Below are 18723 nucleotides of genomic sequence, written 5' to 3' on the forward strand. Positions count from 1 at the left end.
ATTAGTTCACGACGCAAGTGATTTGCGGGACATAAAACTTCATTCATGAAGTAAATGCCTTAGACTTGCCCTATGGAAAATCCCGTAGCGCCGCGCTGGCTGAGCCTCGATGAACGCGAGGTGTGGCTCACCCTCGTGGGCGTGATGATGAAGTTGCCCGCCGCCCTGGACTCCCAGCTGCAGCAGGACGCGGGCATAAGCCACTTTGAGTACATGGTTCTGGCCGGCCTGTCAGAAGCTCCGGAACGAACCCGCCGGATGAGTGACCTGGCGGGCTTTACCGAGTCAGGACTCCCCCGCCTGTCCCAGGTTGTCAGCCGGCTGGAAAAGCGGGGCTGGGTGCACCGCTCCACGGATCCTTCCGACGGACGCATCACACTGGCCACGCTCACCGGCGAGGGCTGGACCAAGGTCGCCCAAACCGCCCCCGGCCATGTTGAAGCCGTCCGAGCACTCGTGTTCGATCCCCTCACGAAGGCACAGTCGCGCCAGCTGGGCAGCATCGGCAAACGCATCATGGGTGTCATTGACCCCAATGACCGCTGCCTGCGTGAAAGCGCCCCACTCTGAAATGGGCAGGGCGCTTTCGGAGGGCTACGCGTAGACAGCCTTTCAACCTTCTGATCGGCAGCAGCCACTTGATCCGGAGCCTGAGCGGCCTCAGTACAAGAAGATTGGCAGCCAGTCGCGGTTGTGCGCATGCACCAGCGCCAGGAACAGCACAAAATCGAAGACCAGGTGCACTGTCACCACATAGGTGAACGATTTTGTCAGCTTGAACGTGTAGCCCTGCAGCAGCGCGAACGGGAACGTCAGAAGCGGACCCCAGGCCATGTAGCCAATCTCCCAGAGGAATGACGAGAAGACGACGGCCTGGAGGATGTTGGCGAGCCAGTCCGGGAAGTGCCGCCGCAGCAGCGTGAAGGCGGTGCAGATGAAGAACAGCTCGTCCCAAATTCCAACAGCATTTACGCCGAGAAACAGCCGCCAGAAGATCGTGGGGTCTGAGGCGTCCGGCCAGTTCTGATACACACCTGTCCGTATCAGGTACACCGGCAGAATCAAGTAACCGAGGGCCACAACAGCGATCAGGTATAGTTTGGCGCTCAACGGCCATTTGCGGCCGGTGTTGACCGGAAATTTGATGATGTTCTCGCGGTAGACGAAACGGGACACCAGCCATGGCACCAGCACGGCCAACGCCAGGGCACCACCCATCCAGGTCATGTGCGGGATGCTCAAATCCGCGTTCAGCGGAACCAGGCTGATGATCCCCATTCCCGCCGCAATTACCGCGAGGTGCCGCGCGAGTTCGCGGTCGATCAGTGCTGCCGTAACCACGCTAGAGGCCAGCACACTGTAGCCCATGAGATCATTCTCTACGCCGAAGAGCAGCACCCCCGACGCCGAGAGCAACACCGCGGGCACCAGCTTCCAGGTGAGCACAGTGCGGGGTGGCTGCGTCGAGGTCGATGTCACCCCACCAGCATGCCAGCGACGGTGACTTCTGGAAAAGATGGCCACGGCGGGTCAATGCCTGGGCGAAGCCCCAGGCATTGGGTTCCCCTGCCCACACGCGGTTTTCAGGAGTACGACGTGGGCGTCCTGCGACTCCTTGCTTCACGCCCGGCCCAGCACCACGTGATGGGGTTGACGGTTCACAACACCGCCATCGGTATTGGTGCGGTTTTCCTGCTGGTTGGAGTCCTCGGCCCGGACAAACCCGATGGCCCGCTGGTTCCAGCTCGGCGGCGGCATTGTGTACCTTGTTTTGTGGATCTACGGCCTGGTCATCGACATGGACGGCGCTGACAACTGGCTGCACCTGGTTCTGGGCCGCGGTATGGTCGGCCTGGGCCTCTGGCTGGCAGGGATGCCATGGAGAAGGCGAAGGGACGCACCTCATAGCGCCATGGTTCGTGGAAACCGACGACGGCGGCCGCCCCCGGGCACGAATCCTCGGGACGGTCGCCGTCAGTTCCTCTGCGTCGGCGGCTGCTGACGCAGCCCTGACAAAGCCGAGCAGTACCGGGTGATCCTGAGGTGACGCAGTGAATGACGCATCGAACAGTGGACGGCCGGAAGGTGAACCTCGTTCTCTCTGGATCGCCACGCCGGAACCACCGAATATCCGGTCCAGCGCGGGGATCTGGAGGTGGACGTCGCGGTCATCGGGGCCGGCATCGCCGGGCCTACACGGACCTTGCACGCCGACATAGCGACGACACCGCCCGCACCGACGGGCAGGCCAACCAGTCCGCGGTCGAATACGTCGCGCAATTAGTGGCCGAGGAAGCCATCGACTGTGACTTCCGCCGGGTCGCGGACGGGCAGGTCCACGCAGTCTCCGCCACCTGCACGCATCTGGGCTGCACCGTGGGCTTCAACCACTATCTGCTGCCGGACCGGCACTGGGGGCGGTCCACACCACGCTCACAGCGGCCGACGGCGGTGCTGCCGCGGTGGCCGCAGCCGTGACCCACCAAGGTTCCGGACTTGGCCAGGTAAACCGCGCAGGTCAAAAATGTCAGTGCCCGCAGATAGGTTCAGTGGAAATGACCGCCACGAAGGGACCGCTCCACCACATGTCGACACCAGCATCGTTTGAATCAGCGCCCACCGCATCCAGCATGCCGGACTGGTACCCGGATTTGCTGGCCGCCGTCACGGGCAAAGTCAAGGCTGGCCGGTCCAAGGCGATCGCCGCTGCGAACCAGGAAATGCTGCGCAGTTACCTGGCGATCGGGCGGGACATTCTGGAACGCCAGAGTCTCGAAGGCTGGGGCGCCCGTATCGTCGACCGGCTCTCGGTGGATCTCAAACGGCAGTTTCCCGACGCAACCGGATTCTCACCTCGGAACCTGAAGTACATGCGGGCCTTCGCTGAAAACTGGTCAAGCGAGGCAATTGTGCAAGCGCCGCTTGCACAATTGCCCTGGTACCACCACCTCGCGCTGATCCAAAAGCTCAACGCCCCCGAAACCCGGCTCTGGTATGCAGCTGCCGCCGTCGAGAATGGCTGGTCTCGCAACGTACTCGCACACCATATCGAGACGAATCTCCACGAACGCACCGGCAAGGCGATCACGAACTTCAAAGCGACGTTGCCGCCGTCGGATTCGGATCTTGCCCAGCAATCATTCAAGGACCCGTACGTCTTCGACTTTGTGTCCATGACTGGCCAGCGGAATGAGCGCGAGCTTGAGGGACAGCTCGTGGTGCATGTCGAAAAGTTCCTGCTGGAACTCGGCCAGGGGTTCGCCTTCGTCGGCAGGCAAGTCCGGCTGACTATCGGCGACGACGAGTTTTTCGCCGATCTGCTCTTCTATAACTTCAAGCTCCGGTGCTTTGTAGTGGTGGAGTTGAAAGCCACCGCCTTCAAGCCGGAGTATCTCGGCCAGATCAACATGTACATGTCTGCCGTTGACGACCTCCTGGGTCATACCGACGACGAGCCGACCATCGGACTGCTCCTGTGCAAAACCAAGAACAACGTCGTGGCCGAGTACTCCCTGCGGGGCCTTTCGAAACCGATCGGTATCGCCGAATGGGAATCCGCGATTGTAGCGTCCTTGCCGGAGGAATTCGCTGCCACGCTACCCAGCATCAGCGAAATCGAAGCCGAACTTTCGCAAGATTTTTCACCAGGAGATCCGGTGAATTAGCCGGAATCATCATGAAAGGCTCCACGTCAGCCCGGGTGGGACGCAGAACTGGATGCCCTCCGGGTCGGCGAGGCACACCCACGGCACATTGCCCTGGCCGACGTCGGCGTCAGTGGCGCCCAGAGCCAGCAGCCTGGCCACGTCTGCCGCTTGATCATCACCCGGGTACGGCATCAGGTCGAGATGAACACGGTTCCACACGGTCTCCTCGCCAGAGGTGCGCAGCAATTTCAGATACGGCCCGACGCCCTTGGCCGAACGCAGCCTCGCATGATCGTCGTTCACCTCGTGCAGGGTCCGATCCGTAGCCTCGCCCCAGAACCGGGCCATGGCCCGCAGGTCCGCGCAGTTGACCACCACAGCGGCGATCCGCCCCGTGTCCCGGTAGATCGGTCGCGGCCACAGCACACAGCACACATTTCCCTCCAGGTCGGCCAGGACCGTCCACGGCACATCACCCTGGCCCACGTCTGCAGACGTCGCACCGAGTTCCAACAGGCGCGCGACCAGCTCCGCCTCATGGGCCGCAGAGGGTGGCGGGATCGAGGTGCGCGCGGTACTTCACTGTCTCGGGGTCCGGACGACGACGACATCTACGCAGACCGCGACGGGTCCGGCCAGACGAAGCCCACGGGCCCAACATTGGTCACTCCGGTTCCCTCGTTGGAAACACCCCAGCCGAGGGCCTCCGCCCAAAACCGGCCGAGAGCCGAGTCACCCCGAGCCTTGAAATTCACCTGAACAAGTAGGAGCGCCATACCGCCCGGCCCTATACCGAAGACCCAGTCTGTGCCGTGCGCTTCGTTTTCCGCCAAGGGGAAGCGGCGGAGTCAGGACCTGAGCGTGATGGCGCAGAAGATTGCCCCGTCGCCGCCTACGTGGACGCGGTGACCGCTGTCCGAACGGCACGCAGGGCTACCGGTGCGAACAGGATCACGATGGCACCCCTCTATCGGCACTCACGATCACGGCCTGGTGTCGGGAAGGAGCCCTCCTATGAGTCCCGCCAGGGCTACCGGCAGGGCGATAAGACCGGTGATCTGTGGAATCAGAGACGGGGGCGTCATGATCATGGTAGCCATGCCCACCAGCACTGCCGGCGAGGCAACGCAGATCGTCACCCACAGCGGGTTACCGCGGACCCGCGACCATATTGCTGCTGCAAGCGATATGGCAGACCCGGCGAGCATTAACAGCCTGCCAATGCGCAACCGCTCTATGAACTCCGGGACCGGCGTGTAGATGAAGAATGCCGTCCGTTCCAGGGCAATCCCTGTGACGACGATGGAGACGACGACCAAGGCCGCCCAAGGCAGTGATCTTGCCCTCCACCACGGGCGGACGACGTAGCGTTCGTTGCCGTTCTGCGAACTCGTCACAGGGCGAGCCTAGCGGGCCTCTCAGTTTCACGCAGCACCCAGTGCATTCTCCTCGCCCGCCAGGCCGCCCACCAGCCACGGGAGTCGACGTGACTCATCTCCAAGAATGCGCCGAGAGGTCAGGTCTGGGGTAGCAATCAGCACTCCGGGAATCAGCCTCGCCGCCACACCCAGTGGAACATGGTGTCTGGAGTGCCTCAGCGGTGACGGCCCAGGATGGTGGCTACATCTTCGCCGATGTGCCCAATGCGGGCCAATCCGGCCACATCGGATGCTGCGATTCATCACCCACACAGCACGCCAGTGCCCACGCGCGCACCGTCGGTCACCCCGTCATGAGGTCCATTGAACCTGGGGAGGACTGGTTCTACGAGCACACCACGAGGAAGCTATTCCGCGGCCCGCGGCTTCCGGATCCTCAGTCCAGACCATCGGAGCAGCCGCAACCTGCACCGGCAGACAAGGTACCGGCAGACTGGCGAGAGCGCATACACCGGCAACCGCGGATCCAGAACCAACCGCACTGACGGCGGGATCCGGCGAAGGATGAAGGGCGCGCCTGGTTCCGTGCAACAGCAAATTTCCAAAGTGTGGGTAAACACAGCCGTCGAGCGGATGGTTAGGCTATGTGGATGGCGACAGTTATTCTCGTGCGGCACGGCCGCACCACAGCCAATGCCACTGGACTGCTGGCCGGTCGGGCCGCCGGTGTCAGCCTGGACCAGATCGGGCGTGAGCAGGCGGCTTTGACCGGAGAGCGGCTCGCGGCCGTGCCTGTAGTTGGGGTGGTATCGAGCCCTCTCGAACGTTGTCAGCAGACCGCCCAGCTCATCCTTGATCGCCAGGCTGGCGCTCCGTACGCGCCGTTGGAATCCGATCTTACCGAGTGCGATTACGGCCAGTGGCAGGGCCGCACGCTCAGTGATCTCGCAACCGAAGATCTGTGGTCGGCCGTGCAATCGCAGCCGTCCGCCGTCATCTTTCCCGGCGGTGAATCCATGGCCGCGATGCAGGCTCGGTCGGTGGCAGCGATTCGACGCCACGATGCAACCTTTGAGGCCGAGTACGGGACGGGGGCCGTGTGGGTGGCGGTGAGTCACGGTGACATCATCAAGTCAATCCTCGCCGACGCGCTAGGCATGCACCTCGACCTGTTCCAGCGTATTAACGTGGGCCCTGCCTCCGTATCGATCGTGCACTACGGCGCGCGCCGGCCGAGCGTCCACGCGACCAACACCGACGCGGGGGATCTGTCATGGCTGTCGAACGGCCTCAACCCTGGCGATGCGCCGGTGGGCGGCGGTGCAGGGCAGAAGGCCCCATGAACCTCATGTGCCTAGAATACTCATATGCCTACACGTGTTCACGAGTTTGCCTGGCCTGATCGGGTCGTCGTTGGCACCATTGGCCTTCCGGGGGCGCGTACGTTCTACCTGCAGGTGCGCGCAGGGACGCAGATCGCAAGTATTGCCCTTGAGAAGCAGCAGTCGGCTCTGCTCGCAGAGAAGGTCGACGAATTGCTCGACCAGCTTCTCGCCGTCGAGGGCAACCCCTACAGCATTCCCACGAGTACTCCGATCGAACTCGTCGACAATGACCAGCTCGAGGCCGTTACGGAGCAGTTTCGGACCGGCGCCATGAGCCTGGGTTGGGACCCCGCGACGGCGCAGGTCGTAATAGAGGCATACCCGATCACCGATGTCGACGCTGATGACAACGTCAAATCGCTTGATGAGGACGACGCTGACGTGCCAGAAATGCTGCTGGTGCGGATGCCGGTCGGCTCCGCGCGCGCATTCGCCAAGCGCACCCGTGAGGTCGTGGGCGCCGGGCGTCCCGCATGCCCGCTCTGCGGCTACCCCGTAGACGCCGACGGGCACGTCTGCACCCTGCCCGAGGTCTGATGCCGGCGTCCGACCTGCTGACTGCCGAGCTGACGCTCACTGGGCGCATCACGACGGCGTCGAACGCCACCTTCCTGGGCAGCATCGGGGACACGAAAGTCGTCTATAAGCCGATAGCCGGGGAGAAACCGCTGTGGGATTTTCCCGACGGCTTCCTTGCCCACCGGGAGGTTGCCGCCTACCTGGTTTCGGAGGTCCTCGGCTGGAACGTTGTGCCACGCACCTGGCTGCGCGATGGTCCGTTCGGCGAAGGGATGGTGCAGCTGTGGCAGGAGAAAGACCCCGACCAGAACGGGGTGGACCTCGTTGCGGCGGACGACGTACCGGAGATCGGCTGGAAACACGTCCTCGAGGGCCAGGATGAGAACGGACGGATGGTCGCCCTCATACACGAGGACTCTCCGGCGCTCAGACGCATGGCGGTGTTCGACGTCGTCGTGAACAACGCCGACCGTAAAGGCGATCACATCCTTGCCATGACGGACGGACACCGGCACGGCGTGGACCACGGGCTTACCTTTCACCGTGACCACAAGCTGCGCACGGTGCTGTGGGGGTGGCTGGGAGACGCTCTGACCGTCAACGAAATTGAGGGCATCAATCGTGTCAGCGACGGACTGGACGGTGAGCTGGGCCGAAACCTGGCGGACCTGCTCAACGCCGAAGAAATTGCGTCGGTCGCCGCGCGCTGCGCCCGGTTGCGCTTGGCGCGTCGGTTCCCAGCTCCGAGCGGTGAGATGTCGGCGGTGCCCTGGCCGCTGTTCTAAGGGAATTACGGCTACGGGCTTCGCAGCATGCTAGCGCTGTGCGTCGGCGGCTACATTGCCGAGGACCGCTGAGTTCATACCGGCACCAATGAGGATGCCCACGAACGGCACCACACCTGAGATTTGATTTCGCCTGTGATCACCGTTCGAGTTTAGTGGGTGTTCGATGATCGGCCGGCAGCCTCGCGGGCCATGCCTCAAACGTCAGGAAGCAGGTGGCTTGCTGCCCAGGAAGCATCAGCAAGAGACCCATGCGCAGGATACCTGTTGAGCGCGCTCCAGCCGCTGCACAGGTCCACGGGGTCGTGAATTACGCGGCGGGCCCGCCGAGGTCAACGTTGCCAATCGACTAGAGCTGGCCACGATAGTTGGCGCCGCGCCATCCCGGTTGTCACGGCGCCAACTAAGTTGTCAGTCACGCCAACTAAGTCCTCAACTCATAGTTTCGCCAACTATCGGCCAAACCGCCAACCAGCCTCACTCACACGTGTCGTCGTGTAGATGGACAGGCTACTTGGTCCCGAGGACCATTCCCCTCCCCTGCGTTTAGGCAGGGCCATGGGCTCGTTCGAGTCTTCCCGTAGTCAAACTAGTTGGTCCTTTTTACACCAAGATTCTTCCCGAATAGTCCCTACTGGACGGCATGTGCCTCAGGCAGCGGCAGCCCGGGCAACAAAGCCACAATGCGGGATGGTGTCCCGAACCCCTGCCTTGGTTGCTTGCTTACCGAATCTCAGAGCAAGCCAACCTTCTTTAGAGCAGGCAGTTCCTGTTCATCCATGACTGTGTGCCCGTTCTCAATGCTCTTGAGGCGAACCGTCCCGTTGGTCACTGCGTCCACCTGAAAAGTTGAGATGGTTCGGCACTGGGGACAATGCCGTACTACGACGAAGGGCCGCATCAAGTGCCGCTTGCCGTCGGGGTCGAGTATGTAAAGGCTGTCGGTTTCGATGTCATTTGACTGCACCTGATCCGTTTGGGATTTACAACCCAATGGTCACCAATCATTTCCCGGTAGGACACCGTGGCCTCCCGGGCGAACGTGTCCCATGATGTTGCAGTCACGTGTCTCAACGGCATATCTGCCAGAAATACCGCTGCCTGAGTCAGTGTCCGAAGGTCAGTTCATTGCCAACTTGGTCGCTTCGGCAAGATCTGCGGCATCTACCCGCCGGTTGTGCGATTCAACATTTCTACGGGTGCTGAGCCGTACACGGGCCACCTCTACATCAGCCGTACGGAACATGCGGATGATGTCAGCGAGGCCGGCTTGGGTCGATGCTGCCGCAAAGTGCTTTGCAGTGGTTTCCTGAAGTACAGCCGCCCCTTCCCCTATCCCGGGCCGGATCCGCCCTCAACTTTCCGGCGGATACCTTCTACCGCTTTCACTTCTTCCGGATGGCGAACGTAGGACCTTCCCTCATCAAAAAGCCTCGCCCAACACCGCCGAAGTACCAACCACTACGACACACAACTTTGATGAGCCGCTTCCCTGCAGGCCCTGCCAGATGACACTACGATTCGAGGTTGTGAACACCTTTACCCCCTCGGAGAAGTTCGACGGTCCTGCCTCTCGTCCCGCTTGCCCTGATCGGCATCGGGGTCATCAGCGGCGCGGCCTTTGGACTCAAAGGCGGTCATAACATCAAGAGCGCCAACGAGGTGAGCGGAGGGCGGGGTATGGAGATTATGGGTCGGAACTGCGCTCGATCCCCAATCGCTTGACTGCCCGTGTGACACGCTGCTGGCTCGCGCCCAGGTGTTGCCTTGCGGGTCAATCACGCTTCCGCCGGTTGACTTCACTTAAAGCACTTAATTACAGTTATTTCAGTTAGCTTCGTTTGTTTCAGTTGGAGGTCAATATGTCGGGGATCCTTCCCACTGACATCCAAGCTCTGCGTGACGCGCTGGACGCGTCGCCGGATGAGGTGACGGTGACGCTCAACCTGACGCGTCGGAGCGCCGAGAAGGTGCTGGAACTGCTCGAGGCCGAGCACTCGACCGGAGCCGTCGTGCTCCCCGCCAAGGACCTCTTCACCAGCACCGAGGCCGCGACCATGCTCAGCATGTCTCGACCCACACTGATGAAGCTCGTCGATGCGGGCACGGTGGAGCATGTCCGCGTCGGAAGCCATCGGCGTATTCCGATGCGTGCGATCGCGAAGTATCAGCGAGAGCGCCAACTGGATCACGAAGACGCCGCTGCGGCACTTGAGGAGTTCCGCAGCAACATCTCGTTCGGCGATGCGCAATGAGCACACGTTTGGCACGGATGACTGGTCCTGCGAAGATGAAACCGACGACTGGGTCGACGCAGATGAAGCCGATGACCGGGTCGGGGAATCGCGCGGAAGCTGCGTTCCCGACGAAGGGCATGTTGTGACCGGGGTTGTGGCGTACGTACACCACGAGGAAATCGGCATCGATCTCGGCCTCGGTTTCGGGATGCATGGGCGCATCCCATTGGACGAGCTGCCCCCGAGATCGAGGGGAAGCCGCGCCAGGACGTGTCCGTGGGTGACGAGATCGAGGCGCTCGTCGTCGACTCTCGGTACGGGATGGAGCCGATCCTCTCTGTCGCACTGCTTCAGGAGACACTCGCCTGGTCGAAGTTCCCGGCCGAGGATGGCACAACCATCGGCACCCCTCATCAACGCACCCCTGGAAGGGGCGCTCGACACGGTCGACCGTCAGGGCTCCTACAGTCACACAAGTCTGATCCCAAAGCTCCGGACATTCAGAAACATGGAGAACGTATAGTGCTCAATGCGCTCGAGTACCAGCTCATCGACCCCGTCGAGTTCCTCCAGCCGAACCGACGGCTGTTCATCGACACCAACGTCTTCATGGACACAGACGCGCGCCGCGCTGGTGGGCTGAAGCGTCTCTTCGAGCGCGGGCAGAGTGCGATCATCGCGAATGGAAACCCTGTCGTCGTACCGACCAAGGTCGTTGGCGAACTCACAAAGCAGAGCCGGATCCACCCCTCCGGGGAGACAATGGAGCGCGCCGAGGCGATCAAGAAGGCCGGTGCTGCGCTGACCTTCCTTGAAAGCGCGAGCAAAGCCGGGCTCGTGCGTAAGGACCTCGGTGATGACACCAACCCCTACGCTGACGACCTCTTTCTGCGGCTCTTCGAGCGATTTGCCGGCACTTATGAGATGTGCCTGCTCACCCATGACATCACCATCAAGCTGCGGATTCGCCTCCTCGCGCACCGGCTCGCCAAGCGCCTTCTCGTCGGGGTCCTCACAAAGGATGGCGATCTCGAGGTCGAGTCCGACGAATCGCTCTTCGAGCGCGGGTTCCGCAAGTACAAGCGCCACGCAACCTGCATTGCGGAGGGAAGCGGCAGCTTCAAGGACGAGTCCGAGGTCGCGGTGCTTAAGCCGCTTCTGGACGACTTTGGCAAGGCGTTCGGTTTAAAGGAGCACGCCAACAACCTGGGCCCGAGGGCGGTGAAGTCGCCGTCATCGTCGGCACCGCGATGCTGGGCCGTTGCTTCGACGCCGACCAACTCGTTCTCTGCGCAGGCAAGGCTCAAGCCCAGCGACACGCCAGTGGCCTTCTCTGCACTCCCGAAGCAGGGAGACCACGTCACGTGGGCATCCGCGGACCGGAGCGGCTCGCTTGTGCTGGGCGCGCCGCTTGGCGAAGGCGGCGAGGGGACCGTATACGAAGCCGATCTAAGCACAGTGGTCAAGATCTTCGATAAGGACCACCTCACGCGACACCGCAAAGAAAAGATCGAACTGCTTGTCGATCGAAACCTCCGCGCGAAGGGCCTCTGCATCCCCTCTGCGGTTGTCCGCAACGGTAACGGCGAGTTCGTTGGATACGTGATGCCGAAGGCCAGCGGGCGCGAGTTTCAACGTACGGTCTTCAACAAGCGAAAGTTCGAGCGCGAGTTTCCAAGCTGGAAGAAGGCCGACCTCGTTGACATCTGCATCTCGTTCCTGGAGAAGGTTCAGTACCTGCACTCCATGAACGTGATCCTCGGCGACATCAACCCCAAGAACCTCATGGTTGATGAGAAGAAGAACGTCTTCATCATCGACGCAGATTCCTGGCAGTTGGAGGGCTACCCCTGCCCTGTCGGGACGCCGATGTTCACCTCACCCGCGATGCTCGGGAAGACCTATTCCGACGTTCTGCGGACGATGGAAGACGAGCTCTTCGCCGTCGCGACGATGCTGTTCATGATCGTCATGACCGGACAGTTCCCATACATCCGAACGGGGACTGACGGCGACATGGTTCAACTGATCAAGGAGGGCAACTTCGCCTTCCAGTACGAGAACCGCAACAACAAGGACCAGCCGGACGGTGACTGGAAGTACATGTGGAGCCACATCCACAAGCCGGTGAAGGACCTCTTCTGGCACACCTTCCATCGCGAAGGCAAGCACTACAAGAAGCGTCCAACTGCCGCAGAGTGGCTTGAAGCCTTCAAGGCGTACAAGAGCTATCTGGGCAACAAGCGTTTGAACTTCGACCCCATGTCGAACGATGTGTACCCGATCCGCAACAAGGCGTTCAAGCAGGACACCCCCATCCAGGACTGCCCCACCTGCGGACGTCAGAACGCAATCGCTGGCATCTGGATCGACGACACCCAGGAGCACTCTCTCCCACGGCAATGCAACAAGTGCCGTGATCAGCAGCCAGGCCGAGCCGCTGCCGCTCCAACGATCACTGTGCCATGCCGCGATTGCAGCCGGCCCTTCCCGAAAAGCCAGCTGAAGTACGGTCGGTGCCCTTCCTGCGCGCAGAAGCACGACGAACGGTGGGCTCGCGCCAACACCCTCGACCCTTCTCGTCTCTGCGTCCGGTGCCAGAAGCCCTTCATCACATACGGAAACGTTGAGTGGCACCAGCGGAACGGTCGATCGGTCCCCACAACTCACAGGGCTGGCTCCGGCGGGCGCTACCCCGCCGGCTGCGTTCCAACACTGCCACGCACGCCCCGGACCGGCCCCACTGCCTCCACTACCAAGCCAAGTGCACAAACCAAGGTGGGCTTCTGGGCACGCCTCCGCAAGTGGTTCACAGGCAACTAGCAACAACAGCTTCAACGAAAGGAAAGCACTATGGCGCGACTCAACATCGGGGCCGACGACCTCGTCGACAACCCGACCCCGCGCGTACCCGTCTCGCTCTGCCTCGATACCAGCAGCTCGATGAGCGGCCCGCCGATCCAGGAACTCGTCCGCGGCGTCAACCTCTTCTACGACGCGATCGACGAAGACGACGACGCTCATGACTCAGCCGAGATCAACATCGTCGAGTTCAACTCGTCCGCGGGCCTCGTCCATGACTTCGCGAGCATCGAGCGGCTGCGGCGGATCTCGGCCTTGACCGCGAGCGGCACCACCGCGATGGGGGCCGGTGTTAACCTCGCCCTGGACACGCTCGAGAACAGGAAAGCGACCTACTCCGGCAGTGGCGTCCTCTACTACCAGCCGTGGCTGGTGCTCATGACCGACGGCGCGCCGACGGACAACATCGACTCCGCCGTCAGGCGAGTGGTCGACCTGGTCGAGGCCAAGAAGCTCACGGTGTTTCCGATCGGCATCGGCGGCGGTGCCGACATGAAGACGCTCGCCCGGTTCAGCCCCAACCGTCCTCCCCTGCGCCTCGACGGCCTGAAGTTCAAGGAATTCTTCGAGTGGCTATCTCGGTCGGTCGCACGAGTCTCGCGGTCGACTCCCGGCGACACCGTCAAGCTCGACCTCGAAGGGCTCGCCGGCTGGGCGGAACTGTAGGTGTTCAAGGAATTCCACTACCAGGCCAGGGGGCACCGCCACCTGCGGGATGGCACGCCGGTCCAAGACCGGACGAATTACCTCTCTCGCGGCGGCGTCCAAGTCCTCTGCCTGGCCGACGGCGCAGGCTCTGCGACTCACTCTCAGTTCGGCGCCCAAGCGGTCGTCGATGAAGGATGCGTTGTACTCGTCGAACAGTTCGCGGAGTACGCGGCATCCAACGACGGCATCCAGGTGAAGGTGGATCTCCTTGGCCGACTTGCAGCCAAGGTGGCAGCCGTAGCGGAACGGCATAATGTACCGCCCGACGATCTCGCTTCGACGTTCCTTTGCGTGGCCGTATCAGGCGACAAGTTCCTCGGCGCCCATGTCGGCGACGGGGTCGTCGGGTACCTGAAGCATGGCGACCTGAGGGTCATCTCAGGCCCCGATAACGCCGAGTTCGCGAATCAGACGACGTTCGTCACCTCGGCACGTGCACTCGAATCCATGCGACTCTTCCGCGGATCGCTGGACGGCGTCAGCGGATTCATACTCATGAGTGATGGCTCAGGAGACAGCTTGTACGACCCGCGCACTGGCGAGCTAGCGGGCGCATGCTCCAAACTCATCGACGCCGTCGGCACGGCACCTAGTCGCCAGAGCAAGAACTCCGATTACAAGAAGCGACTGCGGCGGCTCGTGAATGTCACCATCCGGAATGCGACGAAGGACGACTGCTCAATCGGAATCCTCGGCCGGCAGGCCGCGCAGTGACGTCCAGCGCCGAAGAGGTTCTTTGAAGGGGTCGAAGGTGAGGCAACGGTGGACTTGGCCATCCTGCTCAGGTGTCGTCCTGGGCTGGCGCGTCTTCCTCGTGTCGCAGCTCTAGGGTGAGTTGATCGGCAGCGGCGAACTCGCGTACTCGGAGTTGAACTGTCCGCTTGCGTATGACGTCTTCCGACTTTGATGAGGCAAGTGTGCCGAATGGGTCTTGAACGGCTCTCACGAAGGGTGGGGCGTTTTCCAGATCGGCGCGAAGATTGCCGACGAGGCAGAGCCAAAAGCGACTTCTCAGTTCACCGCCGGCCGTTTTCCACTCGTTCCAACTCATGGCTTGTGCTTGCGCGTCGACTCCGGACGACTTCAGTTCAATCATTCGATCGATTGAACCGCCTTGGATAGTTAGCACGTCGAAGCCGGGGTAGAGCTGGCTGATGCCTTGCTCAGCGAGCTGGTCAAACACTTCCTCGACTACGGTGGACTGTTCGATAGCGGTTGCGATCATCTCTGGCGAGCTGACGTCGACGATGAGCACGTCCGCATTCTCAGGGGGCGTTTCTCCTGGGAGTACGACGGTCTTCCGCCCGATGAATCGTCGCTCCTCAAATGCGAAGGTTATACGCATGCCAAGTCGGTCAAGTTCGTTCAGGTCGGTGCCGGCGGCTGCCCTTGGCGCGCCTGAAGAATCACCCGCTTGGTCGCCATGTCCGTCACCTGCGGCCCCAGGTTGACCGTTGCTTCCTGTGGTCTCGTGTTGGGGACCTGATCCCTCGATGCGGATGACTTCTCCGTCTATCAGGAGGTCCTCATAGCGGTGCAGCGGGATACGCGGAGCGGCACGGGTCGCAGCGGGAGGGATTCGGTCTGCGCGCCCGGTGGCCGCTTCTGTTGACTCGCCGTCTGTCGTGTCGAGCTCGTTGCCTTCAGTGCGGTTTGCCAGTTGTTCGGCCTGATAAGCGTCACCTCCGAGATCGGCAAGGTCTTGCTGCACCTCCTCCAACTTCTCCGCGGCGCCGGCCAGATCGAGAAGTTGCTGTCGCTGCGCGGGGTTCGCGTTGATGAACGACAAGAAGGTCTCGACAGTGTTGACCTCCAAGGTCTCTGCGAGTGCCATAGCCAAGGTATGGGCGTCCTCCGCTATCGGAGGCCACGCATGGCCGGCCCACACGGCGAAGCCTTGGCATCCAGAGTCCTCGGAGCGCCGCACATGGTACGTCCGCTGCGGAATCTGCCCGAGGTTCTGCCCGCGGAATGAACAGCTCAGACTGAGCGACTCCACGGGTTCCAACTTCTCAGCAAATTCAGTCAAGGCCCGTTGGTCGGCCCTACTCCGGTCAGCTCGATCGGCACTGAGTCGGGCGAGTAGCGGTGGGATCAGGTCTCGGAGTCCTTGGCGGAAACTGCCGAGGCCGGATGCTTCAAGAGCAGTCTCGCCCGGCATCGCCGACCACTCCAACGCGCTCTCAAGGAGTGGGGTTCCGAAGAGCTCGCGGAGCGGTCGAAGTGCTCCCGGCTCGGCCTCAAGAACGAACAACGGTACCTTGTCCTGCACACCGCTCCGTTCTCGGCTGCCTGACACCGACGCGTACACGACGTCTCGGGCGGCGAGGAACTCGTACCCGCTCGCCGTGCGCGCGGCGAGCGGGGTGCCACTGAGTGGCACCCCTTTGTTCACCGTGCTGCCGGCCAGGAGTTCGAACATCTGGCGGTAGATTGGCCGCAGTTCCGAGCGCAGTGCCTGGTCGGTGATACCCGACGGGTAGATGTGCGAGATGCGTACGCAGAGATCGTGTGCATCCTCGACAGTGAACGCGGCCGGAGTGAGCTCGCCGCGGACTTGCAGTTCGTCGAGGCAAGCGCGGAGTGTCGACGTCGGCACCCCCGTCGGTTGTTTGAGGACAGGAAGGTAATCGTCGGCGTCGCGCCCACTGCGGCCCAGACGACGAACGAGCTCCTCGGATCGACGCCAACTTTGGTTTGGACGCCGCGGGCCATGGCTGGTGGGGCAAATCGCGTGGTTACGAAGTCGGTAGAGCCATAGATCTGGGCCAGCATTGACGAGTTCTTCCGACGTTGCTCGCGGTGGAGCCGTGCGCGACGACGGCCATTTGCCGGCTCCGACGAAAGCCAACTGGGCTTGGGTGTGGCGGGCGTAGGTGTCCCAGTTGCGAACGAGGTGGTCGAGCAGCTTCTCGGCTACGTCGTTGTCCCTGCGGAGGGCGACCCTGGCGATCTCATCGAGCCGATCAAGATTGTGAACCTGGTAGAGATAGTGATCCGTCTGCTTCCACCGTGGATCGGACGAGAGTGCCCCGACGAGATCCGCTTGGTATTCGGACCAGACCTTGTCCAGGCCTGAGAATGCCCAACCACCAGGGAGACCGAGACCCTTCGTGTTTGTCCACCCGGTCCCGGTGTCGTCGACGTCGTGAAAGTGAATCAGTCTCAAACCGCGACTGACTCCGAGCCAAGGGAAAAAGTTGCGCCACCGATCATCGAGGGTCGTCTCAAGTGCTTCGTCGGTGTCGTCATCGAGGTCGACTTCTCCCTCGTCCGGATCGATTGCCGCTGGACTCGCGTCGTCTTGCTCGTTGACCCCGATGGTGGACGAGAACTCGGCGAATACGTCGGGCGATGCAAGGAATCAGACTTGCATGACCACGCCCGCAGCGGCCATCGCTTCAACGATCGCCTCGACCGAGTCATCTCCAACCCAGTCGCTTCCGAAGTAGACCTGATGGGCCGGTGCCCAGGTCAGCTCGCCGGTGGCATCGGCACGACACGGAACGTCAAGGCGGCTGAGATTGAAGAACGCTCGGTCCGAACCCAGTCGACCCATGGGGAGGGGCTGGTCGGGTTTGGTGGTTTTTCCGGCCAACCGACAGATCGTGGCGAGTGCTTCGATGGTGCGGTTTGACTCCCGCAACTCGGCATCGGCCGCGGCGGTGCGCTTGAGACCTGGGAGGACTGCGGCGCGCATGACCTCCTCGAAGCGAAACTCTTTGATGTCGAAGAGCGCGTCCCAGGCCTTCATCTGGCGCTCCAGGACCGACCTCTGTTCGGTCCTGCCGAGGCTGCCCCAGCAAACCGCATGTGCGAGGAACTGCAACTTACGAAGGGGAAGTTTCTCTGCGGAAGAGCGCGGCGGGTAAAACGCACTTTCACTTTCCAGAGTTATCCGCCTGACGGTGCCATCGTCGTTCTCGCCGACAGGGAAGACCGGTTCCAGCCGGCGCTTTTCTCCAAGGCCTGTCGGTCCGCCGCGCCAGATCGTTCCCAGAGGAGCGCGCAGAGATCAAGTACAGGGTCAACCCGATAACGAGAGTCGGGGCCTGGTCTTAACGCCGTCTTCCCTGTGTCGAGGTTCTGCGCGAGGGCGCGTAGTGAGTCAATCGGGCTGAGTGCCACTGACCCGTAGGCCGCACACACCCTGGCAAGCGATCCTTCACAGAGCTCGGGATCAGGGAATTGTCTGCCGTTCACAACGCAGTCCGCCTTGAGCAGGTCAGTGAAGTCGGACCCCTCCGCGTCGAGAGCGGGCGATGGAAAAACCGCCTCATTGAGGGCGAGTTCATTCGGTCCTGATGGCAGGAAGCGGGCACCTGTCATTGCGCTAGCAATGGCCTCGGCGAGGAGTCCGCCGGCCGACCCGGCGTCGCTTTCGTCTCGATCCAGAACTCGCAGGACGTAACGTGGGCCACCCTCGGCAAGGAGGTGAGGCATGAGCGTCTGCACGAATGTCTCGGCTGCGCGGCGTACGAGATACCCGTTGTAGTTCGACGCGGTGTGCGTAACTTTGACGTGCTGGCGGGAAAGATCGGTCGTGAAGGCGCCGTTGACCAGTAGCGAGCAGGATAAAGGCTCCTGTGTAGGCAGGAAGACGTGAAACCGGCGATCGTCCGTCTTGATCTGGGGGTCCTCGGCATCCCGGACTGCGACTGACACTTCGGTGACGTCCACGCCGTCCCATGCGGGCCCGGTCAAGCCATCGCGGTGGTCGCCGATTCGCACGTTGCCGTCGTGAGCGACCCAGTAGCGGTCACCCGCACCTTCCCGGTTGAACAAGTCGACTCTAAAGAGGCCCGATTCGGTCAGGCCGACACACCGCTCGACGCCAGCGGAGGTCACTCGGTGCCTCTCCAAGAGCCACTGACGGTCTGACTTCTCGCTGGACGTCGCAACGTCAATGACCACTTCTTCAAGGTGCTTGAGAAAGAGCACGCTGGTCATCGGAAAATTCAATAATTGCTGCGCGAGTGCTGCCTTCTGTTCGGAGCTGACGCGCTCGTGGAACGGGAATCGAAAGGCGCTGTGATAGCCGGCTGCACGGAGCTCGTCCCAAGTTTTGTGCACCTCGGCGATCGCCCACGGGAACCGCATCGCCGGCACCCCGCGGACCTTGCCTCGGTCAGACTCCTTCCAGAGCAGAGACACCTGCGCTTCCGCTTGCTCCCGTCCCAGTCGGAAACTCACCGTCTCGG

At 62.0% G+C, this 18723-nt stretch carries 18 protein-coding genes and 1 pseudogene; 12 read left to right on the forward strand and 7 right to left on the reverse strand.

Translation table 11 applies throughout. The features are described 5' to 3' along the window. The first annotated feature begins 72 nt into the window (after nt 1–72). Nucleotides 73–570, forward strand: coding sequence for a MarR family winged helix-turn-helix transcriptional regulator (locus FYJ92_RS10560; protein WP_185260704.1), 498 nt, complete (start codon nt 73–75; stop codon nt 568–570). Between the two features lie 90 nt (nt 571–660). Here the strand turns inward: FYJ92_RS10560 and FYJ92_RS10565 are convergent, their stop codons facing one another. Both FYJ92_RS10565 and FYJ92_RS19050 read right to left on the reverse strand, forming a co-directional pair. Further along, nucleotides 661–1479: a CPBP family intramembrane glutamic endopeptidase gene (locus tag FYJ92_RS10565; protein ID WP_185263759.1), complete on the reverse strand. Its 819-nt coding sequence runs from the start codon at nt 1477–1479 to the stop codon at nt 661–663. Nucleotides 1480–1620: 141 nt separating this feature from the next. Beyond that, nucleotides 1621–1758 (reverse strand): hypothetical protein, encoded by a 138-nt coding sequence (locus FYJ92_RS19050; RefSeq protein ID WP_185263880.1) that lies wholly within the window; start codon nt 1756–1758, stop codon nt 1621–1623. Here FYJ92_RS19050 and FYJ92_RS10575 point away from each other — a divergent pair. The 3 genes from FYJ92_RS10575 (at nt 1727) to FYJ92_RS10585 (ending at nt 3665) form a co-directional block, all read left to right on the forward strand. Continuing rightward, the gene (locus FYJ92_RS10575; RefSeq protein WP_185260705.1) at nt 1727–2002 is read left to right on the forward strand and encodes a DUF4383 domain-containing protein; all 276 of its coding nucleotides are present in this window, start codon (nt 1727–1729) and stop codon (nt 2000–2002) included. The genes FYJ92_RS19050 and FYJ92_RS10575 overlap by 32 nt on opposite strands. Before the next feature lie 53 nt (nt 2003–2055). Continuing rightward, nucleotides 2056–2478 carry a hypothetical protein gene (locus FYJ92_RS10580; protein WP_185260706.1) on the forward strand — a complete coding sequence of 141 codons (423 nt, stop codon included), beginning with the start codon at nt 2056–2058 and terminating at the stop codon, nt 2476–2478. Between the two features lie 77 nt (nt 2479–2555). Further along, nucleotides 2556–3665: a YhcG family protein gene (locus tag FYJ92_RS10585; protein ID WP_219729656.1), complete on the forward strand. Its 1110-nt coding sequence runs from the start codon at nt 2556–2558 to the stop codon at nt 3663–3665. Nucleotides 3666–3674: 9 nt separating this feature from the next. On the opposite strand, the gene FYJ92_RS19055 is transcribed toward FYJ92_RS10585, so the two are convergent. Beyond that, nucleotides 3675–4073, reverse strand: a complete 399-nt coding sequence (locus FYJ92_RS19055; protein ID WP_255482026.1) for a VOC family protein — start codon at nt 4071–4073, stop codon at nt 3675–3677. A 557-nt stretch (nt 4074–4630) separates the two neighbouring features. After that, a complete protein-coding gene (locus tag FYJ92_RS10595) occupies nt 4631–5044 on the reverse strand; it encodes a hypothetical protein (RefSeq protein WP_185260707.1) in 414 nt (137 codons plus the stop codon). 106 nt (nt 5045–5150) lie between these two features. On the opposite strand from FYJ92_RS10595, the pseudogene FYJ92_RS10600 reads away from it, so the two are divergent. From FYJ92_RS10600 to FYJ92_RS10635, 8 genes and pseudogenes are all read left to right on the forward strand, one after another. Continuing rightward, nucleotides 5151–5571: pseudogene (locus FYJ92_RS10600) on the forward strand (UBP-type zinc finger domain-containing protein). A gap of 105 nt (nt 5572–5676) precedes the next feature. Further along, nucleotides 5677–6369, forward strand: coding sequence for an MSMEG_4193 family putative phosphomutase (locus tag FYJ92_RS10605; protein WP_185260708.1), 693 nt, complete (start codon nt 5677–5679; stop codon nt 6367–6369). Nucleotides 6370–6393: 24 nt separating this feature from the next. Further along, nucleotides 6394–6948 (forward strand): DUF3090 domain-containing protein, encoded by a 555-nt coding sequence (locus FYJ92_RS10610; protein ID WP_185260709.1) that lies wholly within the window; start codon nt 6394–6396, stop codon nt 6946–6948. Further along, nucleotides 6948–7715 (forward strand): SCO1664 family protein, encoded by a 768-nt coding sequence (locus tag FYJ92_RS10615; RefSeq protein WP_185260710.1) that lies wholly within the window; start codon nt 6948–6950, stop codon nt 7713–7715. Before FYJ92_RS10610 ends, FYJ92_RS10615 begins: the two co-directional genes overlap by 1 nt. Before the next feature lie 1862 nt (nt 7716–9577). Beyond that, a complete protein-coding gene (locus tag FYJ92_RS10620) occupies nt 9578–9970 on the forward strand; it encodes a helix-turn-helix domain-containing protein (RefSeq protein ID WP_185260711.1) in 393 nt (130 codons plus the stop codon). A gap of 258 nt (nt 9971–10228) precedes the next feature. Next, complete coding sequence (locus FYJ92_RS10625) at nt 10229–12775, forward strand: hypothetical protein (RefSeq protein ID WP_185260712.1); 2547 nt, start codon at nt 10229–10231, stop codon at nt 12773–12775. Nucleotides 12776–12805: 30 nt separating this feature from the next. Next, a complete protein-coding gene (locus FYJ92_RS10630; protein WP_185260713.1) occupies nt 12806–13480 on the forward strand; it encodes a VWA domain-containing protein in 675 nt (224 codons plus the stop codon). Beyond that, nucleotides 13481–14236, forward strand: coding sequence for a PP2C family serine/threonine-protein phosphatase (locus FYJ92_RS10635; protein ID WP_185260714.1), 756 nt, complete (start codon nt 13481–13483; stop codon nt 14234–14236). 67 nt (nt 14237–14303) lie between these two features. Here FYJ92_RS10635 and FYJ92_RS10640 read toward each other — a convergent pair whose 3' ends face one another. The 3 genes from FYJ92_RS10640 to FYJ92_RS10650 form a co-directional block, all read right to left on the reverse strand. Continuing rightward, a complete protein-coding gene (locus FYJ92_RS10640; protein WP_185260715.1) occupies nt 14304–16691 on the reverse strand; it encodes a hypothetical protein in 2388 nt (795 codons plus the stop codon). 195 nt (nt 16692–16886) lie between these two features. Continuing rightward, complete coding sequence (locus FYJ92_RS10645) at nt 16887–17276, reverse strand: hypothetical protein (RefSeq protein ID WP_185260716.1); 390 nt, start codon at nt 17274–17276, stop codon at nt 16887–16889. 140 nt (nt 17277–17416) lie between these two features. Beyond that, on the reverse strand, nt 17417–18676 hold the full coding sequence (locus FYJ92_RS10650; protein WP_185260717.1) for a hypothetical protein: 1260 nt from the start codon (nt 18674–18676) through the stop codon (nt 17417–17419). Between the last annotated feature and the right edge of the window lie 47 nt (nt 18677–18723).

The sequence above is a fragment of the Pseudarthrobacter sp. NBSH8 genome (genome assembly GCF_014217545.1).
GTDB lineage: Bacteria > Actinomycetota > Actinomycetes > Actinomycetales > Micrococcaceae > Arthrobacter.